The sequence below is a fragment of the Streptomyces sp. NRRL S-1813 genome (assembly GCF_000719605.1).
Taxonomy (GTDB): domain Bacteria; phylum Actinomycetota; class Actinomycetes; order Streptomycetales; family Streptomycetaceae; genus Streptomyces; species Streptomyces decoyicus.
Map to the genome: position 1 here is coordinate 144,212 of NZ_JOHB01000021.1, position 19,173 is coordinate 163,384.

Here is a 19,173-nt window from a genome sequence, read left to right on the forward strand (position 1 = left end):
CCCTCTTCTGGGTTACTGGTGGTGCCTGGTCGGTGGGCCGCCCATCCCCCTCGGGTTTCAGCAGTCGGCCCGCCCTCCAGCCCTCTTCGCTGTGGGGCCTGAAGGACGGCCGGCAGCACGACGGCCCCTTGCACCGCCACGGTGTGAGCCGGCCACTGTGCGCCGTCTGTGCCGTCCTCCCGTACGGCCGGTTGCTGCCAGTGCTCGGGCCCCGGTTCGTGAGCCACGTCTGTCACGAGCGGGCCGAGCAACGAGCTCACACAGCAGGAGGACCTCCATGTCCACACCCACACTTCAACCGGCTCTGCCTTCCCTCCCCTTGCCTTTCGGACCCATCCTGCTCGGCGCGCTGCCGGGCTCGGGGCCGACCACGGGCGGCAACACCGTGCAGCTCTTCGGGCTCGGGCTGGCCGGCGCCACCAGTGTCCTCTTCGGAGGCACCACGGCGACCGTCGTCGGGCAGGACCCGCTGGGGCTGACCGTCACGGTGCTGGCTCCGGCGCATGCCGCCGGCGCCGTGCAGGTCACCGTCACCACCAGTAGCGGTACCAGCAACCCGGCGACGTACGTCTACGTTGCCGCGGGCGCGCCGACCGCCGCGGTCATCACCCCCTCTTCGGGGCCGGTCGCGGGGGGCACCTCGTTCATCATCGTCGGTGCGAACCTTCAGAACGCCACCGTCACCTTCGGGGGCAGCCCGGCGACCGTGTTGGGCACGGACCCCACGGGCACCGTCCTGTTCGGCGTCACCCCCGCAGGGCTCCCCGCGGGCGGCAACGTCCCGGTCACCGTGACGACTCCGGGCGGCACCACGACCGTCCCCGGTGGATACACCTACCTCCCGCCGGCACCGACGGTCACGGGAACGGTGACGCCGGCCACGGCGGCAGCGGGAGCCACGTTCACCATCGTCGGGACCAACCTCTTCGGGGCGAGCGTGCTCTTCGGGGCCGCACCCGCCACGGGCGTGGTGGTCAACGGCATCGGAACTTCCCTGACCGGGGTCGTTCCGCCGGGAACGAGCGGGTCGACCGTGCAGGTGACCGTGCAGACGCTGGGCGGTAGCGCCAACGCCGGGTCGTTCACCTACCTGTGACGGCCCGCCCCACCGGATGACAGCCCGGGTTCCGGCTGAGGGCCGGCGGCCGTACGTGACCCGTCCGGACCCCGTCCGGGAACTGGGTGCTGTCACTCCGCAGGGGGGCGCCGGAAAGCGTCTCGGCCCCCGCCCGTCAGACGGGCGGGGGCCGAACTCGCCGGTGGCTCCCCATGGCTCGCTGTGGACCGCAGAGGTCCGTCAGGGGGCAGGTACCGCCGGGCGTCCTGCGGAGGACGCCCGGCGGCGCCGCACAGCAAGGGCAACGGAAGCCCCGCGTCCGCCATCCAGGTCAGGCCGGTGTGGCGCAGATCCTGGCGCCGGAGGTACTCGTGACCGAGTTCGGCCACCACGTCGTCCCAGCGGGTCGTGTCCCGCAGCACCGCCGCGGTGAACCGGCTCCGGTGCGGGCCGGTGAACAGCCGCGCCACGGGGGTGTGACGCGCCGCCTCCAGCCGTCCGGCCGCCAGTTCCCGCACGGCGGGGCGCAGCGGCACGACCCGCTGGTGTCTGCCTCTACAGGCGCGGTCGTCCAGGCCCTCCGGCTCGGACACGGTGAAGCGCTGGACCTGCCAGGTCCAGGTGCTCATATCGATGTCCTGGGCCTGGAGGGCGGACACTTCGCTGAAGCGGGTACCGGTCCAGGCGGCGAACCGGACGATGTCGCCCCACCCCTCATAGCCGTCCGACGACCGCTGGACGAGCGTGGCCGCCAGCCGCTCCAGCGCCTCCGCGTCCGGCAGGGCCAGCGCCCTCGGGCTGGTGCGCTCGCTCTGCGCCCGCTGGTACTCCTGCTGCCAGCCGGCCACCCGGGCCGGGTTGGCGTCCAGCACGCCGTCGCGCACGGCCTGTTCCAGGACCCGGACGAGGACGGCAAGGCTGTTCTTCACCGTCGACAGCCCGCATTCGTCGGCGATCCAGCAGTGCAGCGCACGGTTGACGACGCGGCGCGTGACCTTCCGGACGGGGACCTGTCCGATGCTGGGAACGACGCGCAGACGCCACCCGGCCAGGTAGGGGGACATGGTCAGGGGTTCCAGGCCGTGCATCGCTGCCGGCCACCTCCGTTCCCCGTAGTCGGCGAGTGTCATCGTGTGGGTGTCGGTCTCCTGCGGAAACCGTCCCCCGGCGTTATGGTTCATTATCGAATCACCCTTGTCTGCTGAGGAGTTATTCGGTCGGCCGCTACTGATGGCGTGATTCGCTCTTGAGCGTGAAAGTGGCGTCGAGGAATCGTGATGACTTCATGTCTGTGGATGGTGTGGTGAACTGCGAGCCCCGGCGAAGAGCGCTTTGGCGTGCTGTCCGCTGCGGAGGGGAACAACAGCCGGCCAAGGTCAATAAAAGGGCCGGTCTCTGAGGCGAGGTCGGGCCGTCCCGGAGCCTCCCGTGACTCCGGCACCGGTACGGGAGAATGGTCAACGTATCGCCAACTGAGTTATGGCGGCAGGCAGTTGTGCATGCGGCGTGAGGGTTGCCGATGCCGCAGTGACTTCCGGTGTCCGGGCGTGACCGGCCCGATGCCGCCGCCTATTGACAGCACGTCGGTTGTCGCTGTGTTCCACGCACAAGAATGACAAGCGGCGAGCTTGCTGCTGCACACGGTTCTCCTGCGCGACCGAGCGGCAGCGGTGAGCAATCAAACGCTTCATCAGTCATGTGTCGAATAAAGGCATCTCCTCAGGCCATTGCGCAAGTTGGTACGAGTTTGTTCTTTTCGCGCTGCTCCGAACGGGTGGCCTTATCGGTTGACTGTTGTAGCCCGGCGAGCCGCATGGATAACTAGTCCCATCCAACCGGTGGGCCGCCCATCCTCTCCGGGGAGCGGCACCTGGCCTACCCGTTGGCCCGGCTCAGCGCCTGGTTGCGGTCAGACCGAGATGCCGTATGGGCGTCCCCGGTAGAGGGTTTTGGATCCGTCAGCCGGTGCCGATTCGTCGGCACCGGCCGATCGGCCCCCACATTCGGTCAGGGGGCTTCATGCGAACCATTTCCATCATTCGCTGGGTCAACGGTCTACGCGCCTTGACCCCGGGCCTCACCGTGACAGCACCGGCACCTGCCCGGTCCGGCGGTGACACGACCCTCACGACCCCGGCTCCCGGCGAGGTAACGACCCCCGCCACCACGGCCGCCATGGCACACGCAGCCGGCAACGGCACGCGGACGCCGGCACCGTTCCGCAACTCCCTCCGCCAGGCACCGTACGACGACGGAAGCACGGCCTCCGCAGGGCTTTCGGACCGCACCATGACGGTCTCCCCGGCCGAGCCGCCTGCCGCCACCGTCTTCCCCGGCCCGGCGATGACCCCCCACTTCACTGCCGCGGCCGGGATGTGCCGGACCCGCGGCGACGGCCTTGCCGCCGGCGACGGCAGCGTTCCGGCTGCCGCCGCCGGCGCCTCCGGTCCGTTCGCCGGCCAGGTCGCCGGTCACGGTGGCCGGCCGGTCGTCTGAGGCCGGCCGGCCACCGTTCCGTAAACCCCCCGGGCCGAGCGGGCCCGCTCCCCGCAGTCGGCCGGGCCGGCCCCGGTAATCGCCTCCGCCATGACGTGCCCCGGGTTCCCCCGACCGCACATCTGAAGCCTGCCCCCCACAACCCACTGCGACAGAACACCGGAGGACGGCATGCCGAAAAGAAGAATGGTGATCCTCGTCGACGGGCCGGAAGGTACTGCCCTGCCGCAGCATGCGCGCGACAACGCGGGAGATCCGATAAGGCTCCTGCGGGGCAACGGGTACGAGCGTTTCGAATTCTACGGCGAATACGCGGAGTTGGGCGGTGAGCCGGTGCCCGTGTACCGCTGGTGTTACCGCACAAGAATCGCCGAATAGGTGCTGTGCGTCCCGAAGAAGAAAGCGATGTGCAGAGGAGAACGATCATGTTGAACCTGGTGAGAAACGGAGTCCTGTCGTGAACCGAGAAGCTGGTAAAGATGAGAACGGAAGTGACGGCCGGAATGTTGTGGTGACCGGTGTCGGATTCTGTCTGCCCGGTCGCACCGAGCCGGTCTTCACGGCCGACGACATGTGGGACGTCGTCTCCAACGGCCAATCCTGCCTCAAGCGTGACGAGGTCTACTACGGCTCGGTCGGGCTCACCCAGGAGATGTTCGACGAACGCCTCCCGGACGTCCCGCCGTTCTTCTCCCGGCATTACACCGCGGCACACCGTTTCGGCCTGGTGTCGATGGCGGAGGCCACCACCGATGCCGGGCTGACTTTCTGTGGCGGTGCGCTGCGCGAAGCAGCGATTCTGGTCGGACGCGGGGGTGTGGACTCCAATGTCGAAAGTTATCTTTCGGTGCTGGGCGCCGACCCCGGAAAGACCTCCGCACCGGAGGCCATGGAGTTGTTCGTCGCGGCCGAACAAGCCGTGACACCCTCCGATGTCGCGCTTGTGCAGGCGGCGCTGACCCAGTCCAACGGCCCCTGCTACACCGTCTCGTGCGGCTGTGCCTCGTCCGCCGTGCAGATCGGCAACGCCCAGCGGATGATCGCCCACGGCGAGGTCGATGTCGCGGTCGTGACCGGGGTCGACGTCTTCAACGTCCAGCTCATCCAGAACATCCAACGGCTGCTGAGCGGGGCGCAGCAGACCTACGACGCCCTCCGCACGACCGACATGCCGGAGCTGCTGCCGTCCTTCACCTCCCTCATGCGGCCCTACGACCGCCGGGCCGACTGCATCAACCACGGCGAGGGCGCGGCGACGGTGATCATGGAGAGCCGGGAGCACGCCGCCCGGCGTGGTGCCCACGTCTACGGCCAGGTGCTGTCCACCGCCATGACCCGTGACGGGCTGGCCAACCCCCTCGCCTGCGACGACACCGGCGCGGAACTCGTCACCGCCGTCCGCCGCTGCCTCGGCGACCGGTGGCGGATCAGCGATGTGCCGTACGTCCACGGCGGCAGCGACGGCAATGTCGTCGTCACCGCCTTCGAGGCGAACGCCATCAAGGAGCTGTACGGGGCCGACAACGACCTGCTGATGACGTCCCAGGAAGGCTGCTTTGGCCATAACGGCGCCCCGGCCGGCTGCCTGGGCGTCGCCATGACGCTGATGATGATGGAGCGAGGGCAGGTCTGCCCCACCGCCAACTGCGAGCAGCCGGCCGACGGGCTGCCCTTCGACCCGGTCCCCGGTGTGCGGCCCCGGCCGCTCGACTTCGACTACGCGCTGAGCTTCAACTACCAGGTCGGCGGTGTGAAGAACGCCATTCTCCTCGGCAGTCCGGAAGCCGTGTGACCACGGGCAGACCACCTCCCACGTACGGAGCCCCGATGAGCAACGACATGCACGGCTCGACGGCCGAGACATCACCCACCCGACAGACAGAGCAGATCGCCGTGATCGGCATGGGATGCCGCCTTCCCGGCGACACCGATTCGCCCGCGGCCCTGTGGCACCTGCTGGTCGAGGAGCGGGACGCGGTGGGCGAACTGCCCGCGGAGCGCCGGCGCCTCGTCCCGGAGGACTCCCCGGGACCGGGGAGCAGAGCACCGACCCCCCGTCAGGGCGGCTTCCTGCGCGAGGTGACGGGTTTTGACGCCGCCTTCTTCGGCGTCTCGGGCCGTGAGGCCGACGTCCTGGACCCTCAGCACCGCCTGCTGCTGGAAGTCACCTGGGAGGCCCTGGAACACGCCGGTCTGCCACCGGACCGGATGAACGGCTCCTCGACGGCCGTCTTTGCCGGGATCAGCTACAGCGACTACATGGACCGCCTGGCCGGGCAGCCACAGGAACTGGAGGGGTCGATCCTGACCAACGGCCACTGCGTGGCCGCCGGCCGGATCTCCTATCTGCTCGGCCTCCAGGGACCGTGTGTGGCGCTGGACACCGCCTGTTCCTCCTCGCTGGTGGCCGTGCACATGGCACGTCAGGCGCTGAGCGCCGGCGAGTGCGACCTCGCGCTCGCCGGCGGCGTCACCCTGAGCTTCCAGCCGCGCGTCACCCGGTCCTTCGCCAGGATGGGCATGCTGTCGGCCGCCGGCCGCTGCCGGACCTTCGACGCCGACGCCGACGGGTTCGTCCGGGGCGAAGGCTGTGGCGTCGTGGTGCTCAAACGTCTCCGCGACGCCGTACGGGACGGTGACCGGGTCCTGGCGGTGCTGCGCGGGTCGGCCACCAACCAGGACGGTTCGTCCGAAGGGCTGGCGGCACCGTCGGTGACCGCCCAGACCGCCCTGTACCTGGAGGCCCTGGCGCAGTCCGGCGTCGATCCGCGGGACGTGGGCATGGTGGAGACCCACGGCACGGGCACCCCGGTGGGGGACCCGATCGAGTTCGCCAGCCTCGCCGAGGTCTACGGCAACGGTCCCGGCCGGTGCGCCCTGACGTCGGTGAAGACCAACATGGGGCATCTGGAACCGGCCGCCGGAGTCACCGGACTGATCAAGAGCGTGCTGTGCCTGCAACGCGGCACCATCCCGGCGAACCTGCATTTCCGCCGCTGGAACCCGGCCATCTCCGCGGCGGGCACCCGCTTCTTCGTCCCCACCGAGCTGTCCGCCTGGCCCCTGCGGACGCCCACCCGGCTGGCCGCCGTGTCCTCCTTCGGCTTCTCGGGGACCAACGCCCACGTCGTGCTGGAACAGGCCCCGGAACGCCCGGCCGCCCGGCACCAGGGCTCGGGGCGTCCGGCCCAGGGGGCGTCCGAGGTCTTCCTCGTGCCGGCCGGCTCGCCCGACGTCCTGCCGGACGCGGCCACCCGGCTCGCGGACTGGATGGAGGGCGACGGCGCGAACGTGCCGCTGCGCGACCTCGCGCACACCCTGGCCCTCCGCCGTTGCGCGGGCCACGGACGGCTGGGCGTGGTCACCTCCACCCGCCGCGAACTCATCGGCTCCCTGCGGTCCTTCGCGGCCGGACAGCGGCACCCGGCGGTCGTGACCGGCGCGGTGGGCGCCGCCGTGGAGCGGCAGCCGGTGTGGGTGTTCTCCGGCCAGGGCTCCCAGTGGCCCGGCATGGGGCGCGGGCTGCTGAAGACCGAACCGGCGTTTCTCGACGCGCTGACCGAGGTCGACGAACTCATCAGGGCGCAGAGCGAGGTCTCGGTGCTCGACGTGGTGCGGCACGGCCGTCCCGTCCACGGCTGCGGCACGGTGCAGCCGGTCCTGTTCGCTCTCCAGATCGCCCTCGCCGCCACCTGGCGCTCCTACGGCGTCGAACCCGCCGCGGTGATCGGCCACTCCATGGGCGAGGTCGCGGCGGCGGTGGTGGCCGGCGCGCTGACCCTGGCCGACGGGGTCCGGGTGATCTGCCGGCGCTCCGGACTGCTGAGCGATATCGCCGGCTCCGGCAGCATGCTGAGCGTCGGCCTGGACGCCGCCACGGTGCGGGCGGAACTCGCGGACAGCGCGGCCGACACCGTGTCGGTCGCCGTCCTCTCCGCGCCCGACTCCACCGTCGTGGCCGGCCGGACCACGGAGGTGAGCCGGCTGGCCGCCGCCTGGGAGGCCCGGAAGATCCCGGTGTTCCCGATCGCCGTGGACGTCGCCTCGCACTGCCCGCTGGTGGACCCGGTGCTGCCGGCCCTGCGGTCGGCCCTGGCCGGTCTCGACCCCCGGTCGCCCAAGGTGCCGTTCTACTCGACGGTCGTCGAAGCCGGTGAGACGCCGGCCTTCGACGCCGACTACTGGTGCGACAACCTGCGCCGCCCGGTGCGCTTCGCCGAGGCGGTCGCGGCCGCCGCGGCCGACCGGCATGTGGTCTATACCGAGGTCTCGCCGCACCCCGTGGTCACCCACTCCATCGAGCGGAGCCTGGCCGGTCTCGTCGCGGAACCCGTCGTACTGCCGACCCTGCGCCGCGAGGAGGACGAGCAGGCCACCTTCCGCACCCAGCTCGCCGCGCTGCACTGCGCCGCGGTGCCGGTGAACTGGCGGCAGCTCTACGGCGAGGGCAGCCTCGTGGACGCCCCCACCGTCACCTTCGACCGCCGCCACCACTGGGCCGACGCCGCCCCGCCCAAGGACGCTCCCGACGCGCCCGGGGCCCCGCTGCCCGGCCACCACACCGAATTCCCCGGCGAACCCGAACGGCACTGCTGGCGCGCCGACACCGGCACCGGGGCGCTGCCCTGGCTCGGGGACCACCGGGTGCACGGCAACGCGGTCTTCCCCGGCGCGGCGCACTGCGGCCTGGCGCTCTCCGCCGCCTGCGAGGTCTTCGGCGCGGCACCGGACGAGGTGGAGATCACCGACGTCCATTTCCGCCAACTGCTGCGGCTGGGCCCGGAGACCGAGGTGTCCACCACCGTCACGATGACGGCACCGGACCGGGCACGGTGCGAGATCCTCGCCCGCAACGAGGACGGCGAGTGGGAGGTGCAGGCCGACGCGGTGCTGCACCGGCTGAGCGTGCGGCCCGAACTGCGGCCGAGATCCGTCGACGCCATGAGCCTGCGCCACCCGGTGTCCCTGGAGCCGGCCGCGCTCTACGACAGCCTGCGCCGGCGCGGCCTGGAGCACGGCCCGGCGTTCACCGGTGTCCTCGAACTGCACACCGGCCGCCACAACGACAGCTTCTGGGCCAAGGTCGGGGTGCCGCCCCAGGCCTGCACCCCGCCGACCGGCCTGCCGGTCCACCCCGTCCTCCTCGACGTCTGCGCCCAGCTCGCCGTGGCGCCCCTGATCGACGAGGACGACCCGGCGCTGGTGCTGCCGGTGAGCATGCAGGCGGTGCGCATCGCCGGCGATCCCGCGAGCGGCGTGTACTGCCACGCGCACGTCAGCGAGATCACCCCGCAGGCCATCGTGGCCAATGTGCGCCTCCTGGACGACAGCGGCGGCGTGGTCCTCGTCGTCAACGGTCTGCGCTTCGCACGGCGGGCCGTGCGCGAGACCCCGAAGGTCGACGACTGGCTCCTCGACATCGGCTGGCAGTCCGCACCCCGTGCGACCCCGGACGGGGGCCACGCACCGGGCAGCTGGGTCATCGTGGGCGAAGCGGACGGCTCGGCCCAGGCGTTGGCCGCCGCACTGCGGGCCCGCTGCGCCCGCACGGTGGTCTGGGACCGGCCGCTCGACGACACCTCGCTCGGCGCGTTCCGCGACGCTCTGACCGGACGGCTGGCCGCCACCCTCGAAACCCCGCGCGGGGTGGTGCTGGTGTGCGGCCGCGCCGAGGGCGGGGAGCCGACCGTGCAGTCCTTGTGGCGCACCCGCCGGCTGCTCGGCGCCCTACAGGCGATCACCGAGGCCACCGCGTCGCCCCGCCTGTACGTCGTCACCCGCGGCGCCCGCAGCGTGCTGCCGGACGACGAGGTCGACCTCGGCCAGAGCGCGGTGCGCGGACTGCTGCGGGTCGGCGCGCTCGAACACCCCGAAATGCGGCCGGTGCTGGTGGACGCCGACCCGCTCGACGCCGATCCCGAGGAAGTGGCCCTGGAACTGCTCGCGGACACGGACGACGACGAGGTCGCCCTGCGTGCGGGCAGCCGGCACGTCGCCCGCCTGGAACATGCCGCGCCGAACGGGCAGGACCTGGCCGCCACCCCGTGCACCGTGCGCTACGGGGTCGACGGCTTCCGGCTGCGCGCGGGGCGGCTGGGCGATCTGTCGAGCCTGGAGTACGCCGTCACCGGCCGACGCACACCGGCGCCCGGCGAGGTCGAGGTGCGGGTCACCGCCACCGGCCTGAATTTCCGCGATGTGCTCACGGCCATGGGCCTGCTCCCCGGTGACACGGACGTCCGCTACCGCATCGGATTCGAATGCTCCGGTGTGGTGAGCGCGGTCGGCACCGGGGTGGAGCGTCTCCAGGTCGGGGACGAAGTGATCGCCGTCGATCTGCGGGGCGGCGCCTTCGGCTCCTTCCTCACGCTCCCGGCCGGCGCGGTCGCTCCCATCCCCTTCGGCATCGAACCGGTGGCCGCGGCCGGCCTGCCGATCGCCTTCCTGACCGCCTGGTACGCGCTGCGCTCGGTCGCCCGGCTCGCCGCCGGGGAACGCGTGCTGATCCACTCGGCCACCGGCGGCACCGGTCTGGCGGCGATCGCGGTGGCCCGGCTGCTGGGCGCCGAGGTGCTGGCCACGGCCGGCAGCGAGGACAAACGCCGCTTCCTGCGGGGCATGGGCATCCGCCATGTGATGGATTCCCGCACCCTGGAATTCGGCGCACGCACCCGCGAGGCGACGGACGGCGAGGGCGTCGACGTCGTCCTCAACTCCCTGTCCGGAGCGGCCATCCGCACGGGCCTGGAGACGCTGCGCCCCTTCGGCCGGTTCGTGGAGCTGGGGGTGCGCGACATCATGGCGGACGCCCCCCTGGGCATGCTGCCGCTGCGGCACAACGTCACCCTGAGCACCGTCGACCTCATCGAGCTGCACCAGAACCGCCCCGACACCTTCGACTCGGTGTGGAAGGACGTACTCGGCGCCTTCGAGGAGGGCCGGCTCAAGCCCCTGCACTGCACGGAGTATCCGCTGCCGCAGGCCACCACGGCCTTCCGCACCATGGCGGCCGCCGACCACATCGGCAAGCTGGTGCTGACCGTGCCCGAGGAGGGCGACGCCCCCGCGGTACTGCCCGAAAGGGACATGCCCGTGGAGGAGGGCGGTGCCTATATCGTCACCGGCGGACTGCGCGGCCTGGGCCTGGCCACGGCGACCTGGCTCGCGGCACACGGCGCCGGCCACGTGGTGCTCAACGGCCGTAGTGCCCCGACCCCCGAGGTCGCCCGCACGCTCGCCACGGTGATCGGCCGGACCGCCAAGGTGTCGGTGGTCCTGGGCGACATCGCCGATCCGGATGTCGCCCAGCGGCTGGTGTCCACGGCGGTGACCGAGGGATTCCCGCTGCGCGGGGTGGTGCACTGCGCGATGGTGCTGGACGACGCCGTGATCACCAACGTCAACGACGACCAGCTGGAACGGGTCTGGATGCCCAAGGTCGTCGGTGCCTGGCATCTCCACCACGCCACGGAGGGGCACACGCTGGACTGGTTCGCGGCGTTCTCCTCGATGGCCTCGCTGCTGGGCAACCCCGGCCAGGGCGCCTATGCGGCGGCGAACTCCTGGCTCGACGGGTTCGCGGCCTGGCGCTCCGGACAGGGGCTGCCCACCGTGGCGGTCAACTGGGGGCCGTGGGGCGAGATCGGGGTCGCCACCGACTTCAGCCGCCGCGGATACCGCACCATTCCCACGGACCACGGCCTGGCGGCGCTGCGGACGCTGCTGGCCCACCGGCGGGTGCAGACCGGGGTGCTTCCCGGCCCGCCGGACACCTGGGTGCCGCCGGCGGGCCGTCACCTCCCGTTCTTCAGCCAGGTGACCAGGGACGCCCCGCCGGAGGCGACGGCCCCGCCGCGCGAGGACACCGAGGACATCCGTGCCCGGCTCACCGCGCTGCCGCCCGGCCTGGCCAGAAGGGCCGCACTGGAAGAGCATCTGGCGGGGCACGCCCGTGACGTCCTGCGGCTGGGGGAGAGCTCCCTCGACCCGCAGACGCCGTTGAAATCGCTGGGCTTCGACTCCCTGCTGGCCATGGAGCTGCGCGTCCGCATCGACCGCTCCTTCGCCATCTCCCTGCCGAGAAACTTCGTCTGGGAACACCCGACCCTCGCCGCTCTCGCCGCCGGTATCGCCCAGCATCTGGGCCTGGAGCTGACGGCGAGCTGACCTGTCAGGTCCCGGGGATCGCACACGCCCGGCGGGCTCCCCGGCCCGCCGGGCGTCGCCCTGTCCGCCCCCACCTCTTCCGCAACGGACCCCCACAAGAAAACCGGAGAAAACCTGTGAAAATGCATCACTCATACCCCCCACCCGCACCCTCCGCCTCCCCCGCATAACATCCCACTCCCACGACGCCATAGAAACGGATTCCGCAATTCCGAACCACTTCCTTTTCTGATAGATTCTTGCCGCGACGCCCCCTCCGGCGCTTCCTTGCGCATTACCGTTAATTGTCTCGACGGTAATGCGCAACCGTTTTTTTATGGTGATATTATTTCGCGTCGCGATATCCCCCCGCCTGCTCCCGCCGCTGCACTGTGCGCCTTCCCGGGCGGACTCCCGGACTGGTTGAATGATGACGGGAAAGCGAGTCGGAAAGCGGCCCGGTACGCACCGGAGGCGCGGCGCACTGCGAAGGCCGCCGCCAGGACAGATCGAGCGATGGCGCTGGCCGTGCTTCATGAGGCAGAAGCGACATCGAAGTCCATGAGGCACGTACGAAAGGGGTAGTCATGTTACCCACCACAACGCATTCGGCCGAAGTCATGGTGACCGCCCGGCATATCGCGAGCTGGCCTCGGGAAAGAAATTCCTTGATTCCCGTCGACTGCTGGCGCTCCGCACCCTGCGTGGTATTTCGTCTGCCGGCCCTGAAGCGGGCGGTGCCGGTCTGCCGGAACCTGGTCCGCGCCTGGCTCGACGGACAAGGCATCCACGATGACGACACCCGCTATCCGGTGCTGCTGGTCCTGTCGGAACTCTTCAGCAATGCCATCAAGTATTCCGCCGGCAGGCATGTCACCTGCCGGATATGGAAATCGGCGAGCCTGCTGCATATCGAGGTGCACGACCGCGGGGGGACCGCGTCGGTGCCTTTGATGCGCCGGCCGAGCCAGGCGCAGGAGCACGGCCGAGGACTGGAGCTGGTCGCCGAGTCCTCGTCACGTTGGGGCCGCAGGATCGAGGCCGACGACAGCTGCACCGTATGGGCAGCAATACCGCTGACAGCCGGCGTACCGACCAGCATGGCGCCGTAACACCCACCCGGGAACCGGCCCCCGTCGGACGGCACGGGCCCCACGCGGGAACTGGTCGCCACCGGACGGCACGGACCCTCAGCCGGGAACCGGCCCCCACTGGACCGCGCGGACCCCAACCCGGCAACGCAGCCGTCCGGAGAACCGGAGGCCGCGCGCACCACACCCCACCCCGCCCCACCACAAGCGGCCGGACGGATCGCCACCGGCGACCGGTACACCTCCGCCGCTGCACCGGCACCCCATCGGGGTGACTCCCTACCGCCGACGGTCGGACAGGCACCGGCCCCGCACCTCCCCGCGGGACGGAACGAGCCGGCCGGCCGTCGGCACCCGTACGGCAGGCATCCCGCCCGCCCGATGCCTCGCCCGACGACCCGTATCACCGGGGCACCACACCTCACCGGGGCACCCGCACTCCGCTCTCCAGGACCAGAGCGTCGAATTCGCGCACCGGCTGCGCGTCGCTGAAAGGCCGCAGCTCATCCCGGAAGTTCTGGAGGTACCGCTCGCCGAGCGCCGACTTCATCCGGCCGAGCAGTGCCACCGCCTGCACCGCCGCCCGGCATGCCTCCTCGACGTCACCGGCCTGCGCTAACACGGTGGCGAGCAGCAGCAGGTCGATGGCGCGGCGGCGCACCCGGGTCCGCGGGTGCCGGGCAAGCGCTTCCTCGGCCCGGCGGGCGGCCGGGCGCGGTTGCTTCAGATCCCGGAAACAGTGGGCCAACTCGTCGGCCAGGTAGGCCCGGTCGAAATGTGCGATCCATTCGGGGCTGTCCCCCGGAACGACATGCGTCATGGCGTCCATGGCCTTGTCCGCGAGTATTTTGCACATCCGCGCGTCCCCGAGCATGGCGTACCCGCGGGCCTCGGTCGCGTAGAACATGGCCTGCGCGGCCAGCGGGGCCCGCCCCCGGGTGCCTTCCTGGGCGGCCCGTGCGAGCTGCACCGCCTCCCTGGAGCAGCCGGCGCCGACGGCGAGATGACTCAGGCCGGCCGCCAGTACGTAACCGCCGTAACAACGGTCGTCCGCGGCCTGCGCGAGCCGCAGCGCCTGGATGTAGTACCGCTGCGCCAGGCCCGGCTGCCCGGTGTCCAGGGCCGTGTACCCGGCGAACTCCGTCAACCGGGCCGCGGCGGCGAACAGTTGCCGCCCCGTGGACTCGCCGTAGCTCCCGTCCATCAGCCCGGACAGCACGCTGCTGAGGCACGAGACCACCACCGGCCGTACGTACCCGCTGCCGACCCGGTGGTCGAGTTCGGCCAGCGCCTGGGTGGTCGCCCGGACCAGCTCCACATCGGTCATCCCCACCCGCGGCCCCAGCCGCCAGCTACGCGCCACCTGCGGGTCGGGGGAGCTGATCAGCCAGTCCCTGCTGGGTTCGACCAACGCCGAGGCAGTCATGGCAGAACGGGACAAAAGCCCCCGGGACTCGGCATCCATGTGCCATAGTTCCCGGACCTGCTCCAGCGCGTCCTCCACCGTCGCCGCGAAATGAAGCCCGACCCCGCAGGTCACGCTGTTGCCGTTGGCCATTCCGATCTCTTCTGTCGAGACCGTGCGGCCCAGCCTGCCGCTCAGCGCCTCGGCGATGACGGCGGGAACCCGGCCGCGAGGCCGCTGACCGCTCAGCCACCGGCTCACGGACGTCTTGTCGTACCGCAGATCGAGGCCCTGGGCCTCCCCTAAGACGTTCACCTGGCGAGCCAGAGCGGAGTTGGACAGCGAGGCCTCCTGGATGAGGGACCGCAGTCGCTGGTTGGTCTGACGCGCGACGAGTGGTCGGGCGGCCATGGGTTCGCCTCCAAGCACATGCCGCCAACGATTCACGTTGGCATATCCAGAGAGAACGGGATGGAACAGTCAATACCCAACAAGCGGGACTGAATCGCGATGACCAAAGTCAAGTAGTCACCTGGGCGTTGCGCGCAGTAGCGAAGGCGCACCAGGGGGCTCCAGCCGTCCCCCACTTGCGCCCGGCTGCCGCCCGCGCCCCCGCCACCCTCTCCAGCGCCCACCACACCACACGGCGCACAACCACCACGTCCGAGCGCCGGGCGCGCGGCCCCGCCCCACCCGGCTGCCTGCCCCCCATCCCTGCGTAAACGCGGGATGTGGGACAGAGTGAAGAGGGTCGGTGGGGGCCCGCATTGACCGTGATGTACCGCCCGTCGGGGCATGCGGAGGGCACGGGCGTCGTCGGGAGACAACTGCTTGCGGTCAAGTTCCCTTGCGGGCAGGTGGAATAGGGGGCACGCGGGTACTCGCGGCGGATTGCTGGTGCAAGCGTGCAGGGCCGGCGTGCTCACCACCCCGCTTCCAAAGGTTCGTCGGGGTTGCCTCAGGCAGTGTCGGGCCCCCGACGGTTGTGCGGTGTGGTGTGATCCGGGCAGGCACGGCTGGTGCTCGGCCCGTGCCTGCGGAGCCTGGGCGGTGGCCGAGGGGGCGACGCTTTTCCGGTCGAATAGGGGCGAGCGCCGATGCTGAATATCTCATGCCGCAACTACAGAAATGGCCACTGGTGCGGTAAGGGTTTTTTACGCTCCCGAAAGCGTCGGGATCATGTGCCGCGCATGGCCGCCAGTACCGTGCTACCGTCGATCTCAGTTGCAGTTGTGGTTCCCAAGACTTCAAGCGTGCTCGCTGTCGTACATGGCGGAGCGCTTTCTTATTTCCGGTGCTTATTTCCGGACGGGCAATCAACGCAGCGACACGGAGCCCGCATGGTGCGGGCTCCGGGCACTGCCCCGAAGGAGATATGACATGGCTACTGGCACCGTGAAGTGGTTCAACGCGGAAAAGGGCTTCGGCTTCATCGAGCAGGAGGGTGGCGGCGCCGACGTCTTCGCCCACTACTCGAACATCGCTGCCCAGGGCTTCCGCGAGCTGCAGGAGGGCCAGAAGGTGAACTTCGACGTCACGCAGGGCCAGAAGGGCCCGCAGGCCGAGAACATCGTGCCCGCCTGACGCTGACGCGTACACCGTAGCTGGGGCCCGCACCTTGGGTGCGGGCCCCAGCTCGTTGCTTTTCGGTGTTTCCCGTGGGCCCCGCAACGGCCGCACAAGCGGCGGGCGGGCAGCGAGTTCGGTTCCCGGCCGCTATCCCGCGACGGGCAATCCGCCCGGATCCATGATCCGGCAACTGCTTCGCTCTTCTTTTCGGCGTTGCCGGCCCCGCTTCGGCGTGCAGGGGCGAAATATTCCGCCCCGCTTCGTTTCATCTCATTTCATCGGTTCGTTCTGGCGATTCTTGTGTGCGGCTTATTGCCACCGAGAATTCCTCGACGTACCGCATCGAGGAAGGTTCTCCATGAACCGCACAGCTCGCACGAATGACCGCTACTCCCGCTCTGCCGGCTCGTCCGGCTCAGGCCGCGGCGGCTACCGCTCCGGTGGGCCGAACCGCTCGGGCACGGGCCGTTCCGGAGGCCCCGGACGGCGTCCCGCGACACTGCAGGGCGAGTTCGCTCTGCCCGTCACCCACACTCCCGCCCTGCCCCCGGCCGAGACTTTCGCCGAGCTGGACATGCCGCCGGCGCTGCTGGCGGCCCTCGGCGCGGAAGGCATGTCCGCCCCGTTCCCCATCCAGGCCGCCACGCTGCCGAATTCGCTGGCCGGACGCGATGTTCTCGGCCGAGGACGCACCGGATCGGGCAAGACGCTGGCCTTCGGTCTGGCCCTGCTGGCCCGTACCGCCGGCCAGCGCGCCGAGCCCCGCCAGCCGCTGGCCCTGGTCCTGGTCCCCACCCGGGAGCTGGCCCAGCAGGTCACCGATGCACTCACCCCCTACGCCCGGTCGCTGAAGCTGCGGCTGGCCACCGTCGTCGGCGGGATGTCGATCGGCCGGCAGTCCAGCGCACTGCGCGGCGGCGTCGAAGTGGTCGTCGCCACGCCGGGACGGCTCAAGGACCTCATCGAGCGCGGTGACTGCCGGCTGAACCAGGTCGCCATCACCGTGCTGGACGAGGCCGACCAGATGGCGGACATGGGCTTCATGCCCCAGGTCACCGCCCTGCTCACGATGGAGCACCACGTGCTGCACGTCCACGGTGCCGACAAGCACGCCACCACCATCGAGATCGCGGCCCGCGAAGGCCGGTCGATCATGTTCCTGGACACCAAGCACGCGGTGGACAACCTCACCAAACACCTGCTGAGCAGCGGCGTGCGCGCCGCGGCCCTGCACGGCGGCAAGTCCCAGCCCCAACGCACGCGCACCCTGGCCCAGTTCAAGACCGGACATGTCACCGTCCTGGTGGCCACCAACGTCGCGGCCCGCGGTATCCACGTCGACAACCTCGACCTCGTCGTCAACGTCGACCCACCGAGCGATCACAAGGACTACCTGCACCGCGGCGGACGCACCGCCCGCGCCGGCGAGTCCGGCAGCGTCGTCACCCTCGTCCTGCCCAACCAGCGCCGCACCATGAGTCGCCTGATGGCGGACGCGGGCATCACCCCGCAGTCCACCCAGGTCCGCTCCGGCGAGGCCGAACTGAGCCGGATCACCGGCGCCCAGGCACCCTCCGGCATCCCGGTCACCATCGCCGCACCAGTCGTCGAACGCGCCAAGCGCAGCGGCTCCTCCACGCGCGGCCGCCGCAGCCGCCCCGCCCAGGCCCGCCGTGCCGCCGGATCATCCCGAACCGCGACACCGACGGCGCGGCAGACCTCCTCGGCCCGGGCCGCCTAGGCCGGTCCCGGACGATCACCCCCAGCTCGTCGGATCACCCTCGTCACGGAGGCTTTCGTTGATGCTCCAGAGCTACTCCCAGGCGGACTGCTCGGGCAAGGCAGCCGGCGCCGTCATGACGTCGCCGGGATCGCAGGCCGGCGACGACATGATCGTCGACCTGTCCTCACCCGTGATCGGTGAGGACGGGCACGCCCCGGGCGTCGTCGTCCTCACCCGTTGATACTTCTCCGCCCGGGCCGGTGATCCGTTTCCGGCTTCTCTTCGACCTTGTAGAGGCACTATGCGCGTCGTCATCGCCCGCTTCCCCTTCAACCTGCTCAAGACCGAGGTGCAGGATGCGATGAAGGGCATCGAACCCGAACCCGTCACGGGTGAGTCCGTGCTCATCGGCCGCCGCCATTACCCCGTCAAACAGGTCGGGGAGATCATCACCGGGCAGGACCGTCGTGACTTCTCCGCCGGCGAAGTGACCCGAGCCCTGAGCCGCCTCGGTTTCGTGTGCCGCCCGGCTGCCGCGCTCGTGCCACCGACCGGTCTCACACCACTGGAGACGGCGTCGGCCTTGCTGGGGCACCCGGCCCGGGCCTGACCGGACCGCTGTGGCAATGCAGGCCCGGCGGTCCGGGGCTGACCTCCCCACACGCTGTTGCGGGGTGACTCCTGCCGTGGCTGTCGGGTTGTCAGCGAGGCCCAACAGCCCGAAGGAGGACGGAAGCTGTGTCCCGCGACGCCGCCGAATCCGGAAGTGTGCCCCTCGCCCCGGTGAGGGGAGAACGTGCTCCAGCCGGCCAACCCCGCGAAGAGCACTGTGACAGTGCCGGGGAGGGCTCTCACCCGGCTGCCGCTCTGGTGGAGCGGGCGGCCGACCTGGTGGAGCCGATCAAGCCGAAGCTTCGGGGCTGGCTCCACGCCGGAACGGTCTGCACACCGGCGGAGTGGCCGTACTCGCCCTGATCGTGGCCGGCGGTCTCCTCTACAGCGTGGGCGCGGTGGTCTACGCCCTCCAGCGCCCCGACCCCTCACCCCGCTGGGCCCTCGCCGTCTGCTGACCACAGCAGTGTCCTGGCGCGCGGGCCTCGTCCGTCCCACGTCCCGATGGCCCGTCCGGCCCCCGGTGAATCAGAGGCACGGAGCCTCGGAGGCTGCCGCGAGATCAGGTAACACCTCGACCGCGGTGCTCAGCCCGGTTGGCGTCAGGCTGACGGCGAAGAGCTCCGGCGACGACATCGACGGAGCTCGTCTGCGTGGCTGCTGCGGGTCAGCTGTGACTCCGGCCTGTCCGACGGCGACTGAACGTCCCCGGGGCGCGGCGGCCGTGCGCGGGCGCGGAAACGGAGTTCAGACGTCGGTCCTGAGGCGGTGCCCGGAGGGTGAAGCGCGCAGTACCCGAGCGGCTCACTTCCTCGCCCGGGCGATCCTGATGGTGTCCGCCTCCTTCTCTTCCTCCTGCCGACCTGCTTGCTACTGCGGTTCTGTCCGCGGAAAAGCCTAATCCCCGAGTGGCCGCATGTCTACCGCCGCCATGACAGATTTTCTGTGAAGATGATGGCCGAGCTTCTATCGGCCACGCCTGACGGAAACGGCACCAGGAGGCGCGTTGCCGGGGTGTGGGAACCGAAGGGGCGGGCACACTGCCTGCCGCGGCAAAAGGCGCAACAGATCACAG

Annotated in this window: 12 protein-coding genes; 10 read left to right on the plus strand and 2 right to left on the minus strand. The window is 70.5% G+C overall.

Going from position 1 to position 19,173, the window contains the following annotated elements:
• Positions 1 to 319 precede the first annotated feature (319 nt).
• Positions 320 to 1,096 (plus strand): IPT/TIG domain-containing protein, encoded by a 777-nt coding sequence (locus IF67_RS0125960; RefSeq protein WP_234341335.1) that lies wholly within the window; start codon positions 320 to 322, stop codon positions 1,094 to 1,096.
• A gap of 92 nt (positions 1,097 to 1,188) precedes the next feature.
• Here IF67_RS0125960 and IF67_RS0125965 read toward each other — a convergent pair whose 3' ends face one another.
• Entirely contained in the window at positions 1,189 to 2,238 is a 1,050-nt protein-coding gene (locus IF67_RS0125965) for a tyrosine-type recombinase/integrase (protein ID WP_030989578.1), read from the minus strand.
• Between the two features lie 994 nt (positions 2,239 to 3,232).
• Here IF67_RS0125965 and IF67_RS0125970 point away from each other — a divergent pair.
• From IF67_RS0125970 to IF67_RS0125990, 5 genes are all read left to right on the plus strand, one after another.
• Positions 3,233 to 3,553 carry a hypothetical protein gene (locus tag IF67_RS0125970; RefSeq protein ID WP_030989580.1) on the plus strand — a complete coding sequence of 107 codons (321 nt, stop codon included), beginning with the start codon at positions 3,233 to 3,235 and terminating at the stop codon, positions 3,551 to 3,553.
• A 186-nt stretch (positions 3,554 to 3,739) separates the two neighbouring features.
• Positions 3,740 to 3,931 (plus strand): DUF5988 family protein, encoded by a 192-nt coding sequence (locus tag IF67_RS0125975; RefSeq protein ID WP_030082257.1) that lies wholly within the window; start codon positions 3,740 to 3,742, stop codon positions 3,929 to 3,931.
• A 130-nt stretch (positions 3,932 to 4,061) separates the two neighbouring features.
• Positions 4,062 to 5,345: a beta-ketoacyl synthase N-terminal-like domain-containing protein gene (locus IF67_RS0125980; RefSeq protein ID WP_234341336.1), complete on the plus strand. Its 1,284-nt coding sequence runs from the start codon at positions 4,062 to 4,064 to the stop codon at positions 5,343 to 5,345.
• A gap of 35 nt (positions 5,346 to 5,380) precedes the next feature.
• Positions 5,381 to 11,719, plus strand: coding sequence for a type I polyketide synthase (locus tag IF67_RS0125985; protein ID WP_030989584.1), 6,339 nt, complete (start codon positions 5,381 to 5,383; stop codon positions 11,717 to 11,719).
• A 566-nt stretch (positions 11,720 to 12,285) separates the two neighbouring features.
• Positions 12,286 to 12,810, plus strand: a complete 525-nt coding sequence (locus tag IF67_RS0125990) for an ATP-binding protein (RefSeq protein WP_234341338.1) — start codon at positions 12,286 to 12,288, stop codon at positions 12,808 to 12,810.
• Between the two features lie 400 nt (positions 12,811 to 13,210).
• Here IF67_RS0125990 and IF67_RS0125995 read toward each other — a convergent pair whose 3' ends face one another.
• Positions 13,211 to 14,605, minus strand: coding sequence for a hypothetical protein (locus IF67_RS0125995; protein WP_030989588.1), 1,395 nt, complete (start codon positions 14,603 to 14,605; stop codon positions 13,211 to 13,213).
• A gap of 969 nt (positions 14,606 to 15,574) precedes the next feature.
• Here IF67_RS0125995 and IF67_RS0126000 point away from each other — a divergent pair.
• From IF67_RS0126000 to IF67_RS0126015, 4 genes are all read left to right on the plus strand, one after another.
• Positions 15,575 to 15,778 (plus strand): cold-shock protein, encoded by a 204-nt coding sequence (locus IF67_RS0126000; protein ID WP_006604711.1) that lies wholly within the window; start codon positions 15,575 to 15,577, stop codon positions 15,776 to 15,778.
• A gap of 343 nt (positions 15,779 to 16,121) precedes the next feature.
• Positions 16,122 to 17,504 carry a DEAD/DEAH box helicase gene (locus tag IF67_RS0126005; RefSeq protein ID WP_030989591.1) on the plus strand — a complete coding sequence of 461 codons (1,383 nt, stop codon included), beginning with the start codon at positions 16,122 to 16,124 and terminating at the stop codon, positions 17,502 to 17,504.
• Between the two features lie 61 nt (positions 17,505 to 17,565).
• Positions 17,566 to 17,727 carry a hypothetical protein gene (locus tag IF67_RS43895; protein WP_158713167.1) on the plus strand — a complete coding sequence of 54 codons (162 nt, stop codon included), beginning with the start codon at positions 17,566 to 17,568 and terminating at the stop codon, positions 17,725 to 17,727.
• A gap of 60 nt (positions 17,728 to 17,787) precedes the next feature.
• Positions 17,788 to 18,096 carry an SCO5918 family protein gene (locus tag IF67_RS0126015; RefSeq protein ID WP_030989592.1) on the plus strand — a complete coding sequence of 103 codons (309 nt, stop codon included), beginning with the start codon at positions 17,788 to 17,790 and terminating at the stop codon, positions 18,094 to 18,096.
• Positions 18,097 to 19,173: the final 1,077 nt, after the last annotated feature.

What these genes read in the sequence shown, in the direction of transcription:
- IF67_RS0126015 (WP_030989592.1), top strand. Translation starts at nt 17,788, where the DNA reads ATGCGCGTCGTCATCGCCCGCTTCCCCTTCAACCTGCTCAAGACCGAG.
- IF67_RS0125985 (WP_030989584.1), top strand. Translation starts at nt 5,381, where the DNA reads ATGAGCAACGACATGCACGGCTCGACGGCCGAGACATCACCCACCCGA.
- IF67_RS0125965 (WP_030989578.1), bottom strand. Translation starts at nt 2,238, where the DNA reads ATGAACCATAACGCCGGGGGACGGTTTCCGCAGGAGACCGACACCCAC.
- IF67_RS0126000 (WP_006604711.1), top strand. Translation starts at nt 15,575, where the DNA reads ATGGCTACTGGCACCGTGAAGTGGTTCAACGCGGAAAAGGGCTTCGGC.
- IF67_RS0125970 (WP_030989580.1), top strand. Translation starts at nt 3,233, where the DNA reads ATGGCACACGCAGCCGGCAACGGCACGCGGACGCCGGCACCGTTCCGC.
- IF67_RS0126005 (WP_030989591.1), top strand. Translation starts at nt 16,122, where the DNA reads ATGAACCGCACAGCTCGCACGAATGACCGCTACTCCCGCTCTGCCGGC.
- IF67_RS0125975 (WP_030082257.1), top strand. Translation starts at nt 3,740, where the DNA reads ATGGTGATCCTCGTCGACGGGCCGGAAGGTACTGCCCTGCCGCAGCAT.
- IF67_RS0125990 (WP_234341338.1), top strand. Translation starts at nt 12,286, where the DNA reads ATGTTACCCACCACAACGCATTCGGCCGAAGTCATGGTGACCGCCCGG.
- IF67_RS0125995 (WP_030989588.1), bottom strand. Translation starts at nt 14,605, where the DNA reads ATGGCCGCCCGACCACTCGTCGCGCGTCAGACCAACCAGCGACTGCGG.
- IF67_RS43895 (WP_158713167.1), top strand. Translation starts at nt 17,566, where the DNA reads ATGCTCCAGAGCTACTCCCAGGCGGACTGCTCGGGCAAGGCAGCCGGC.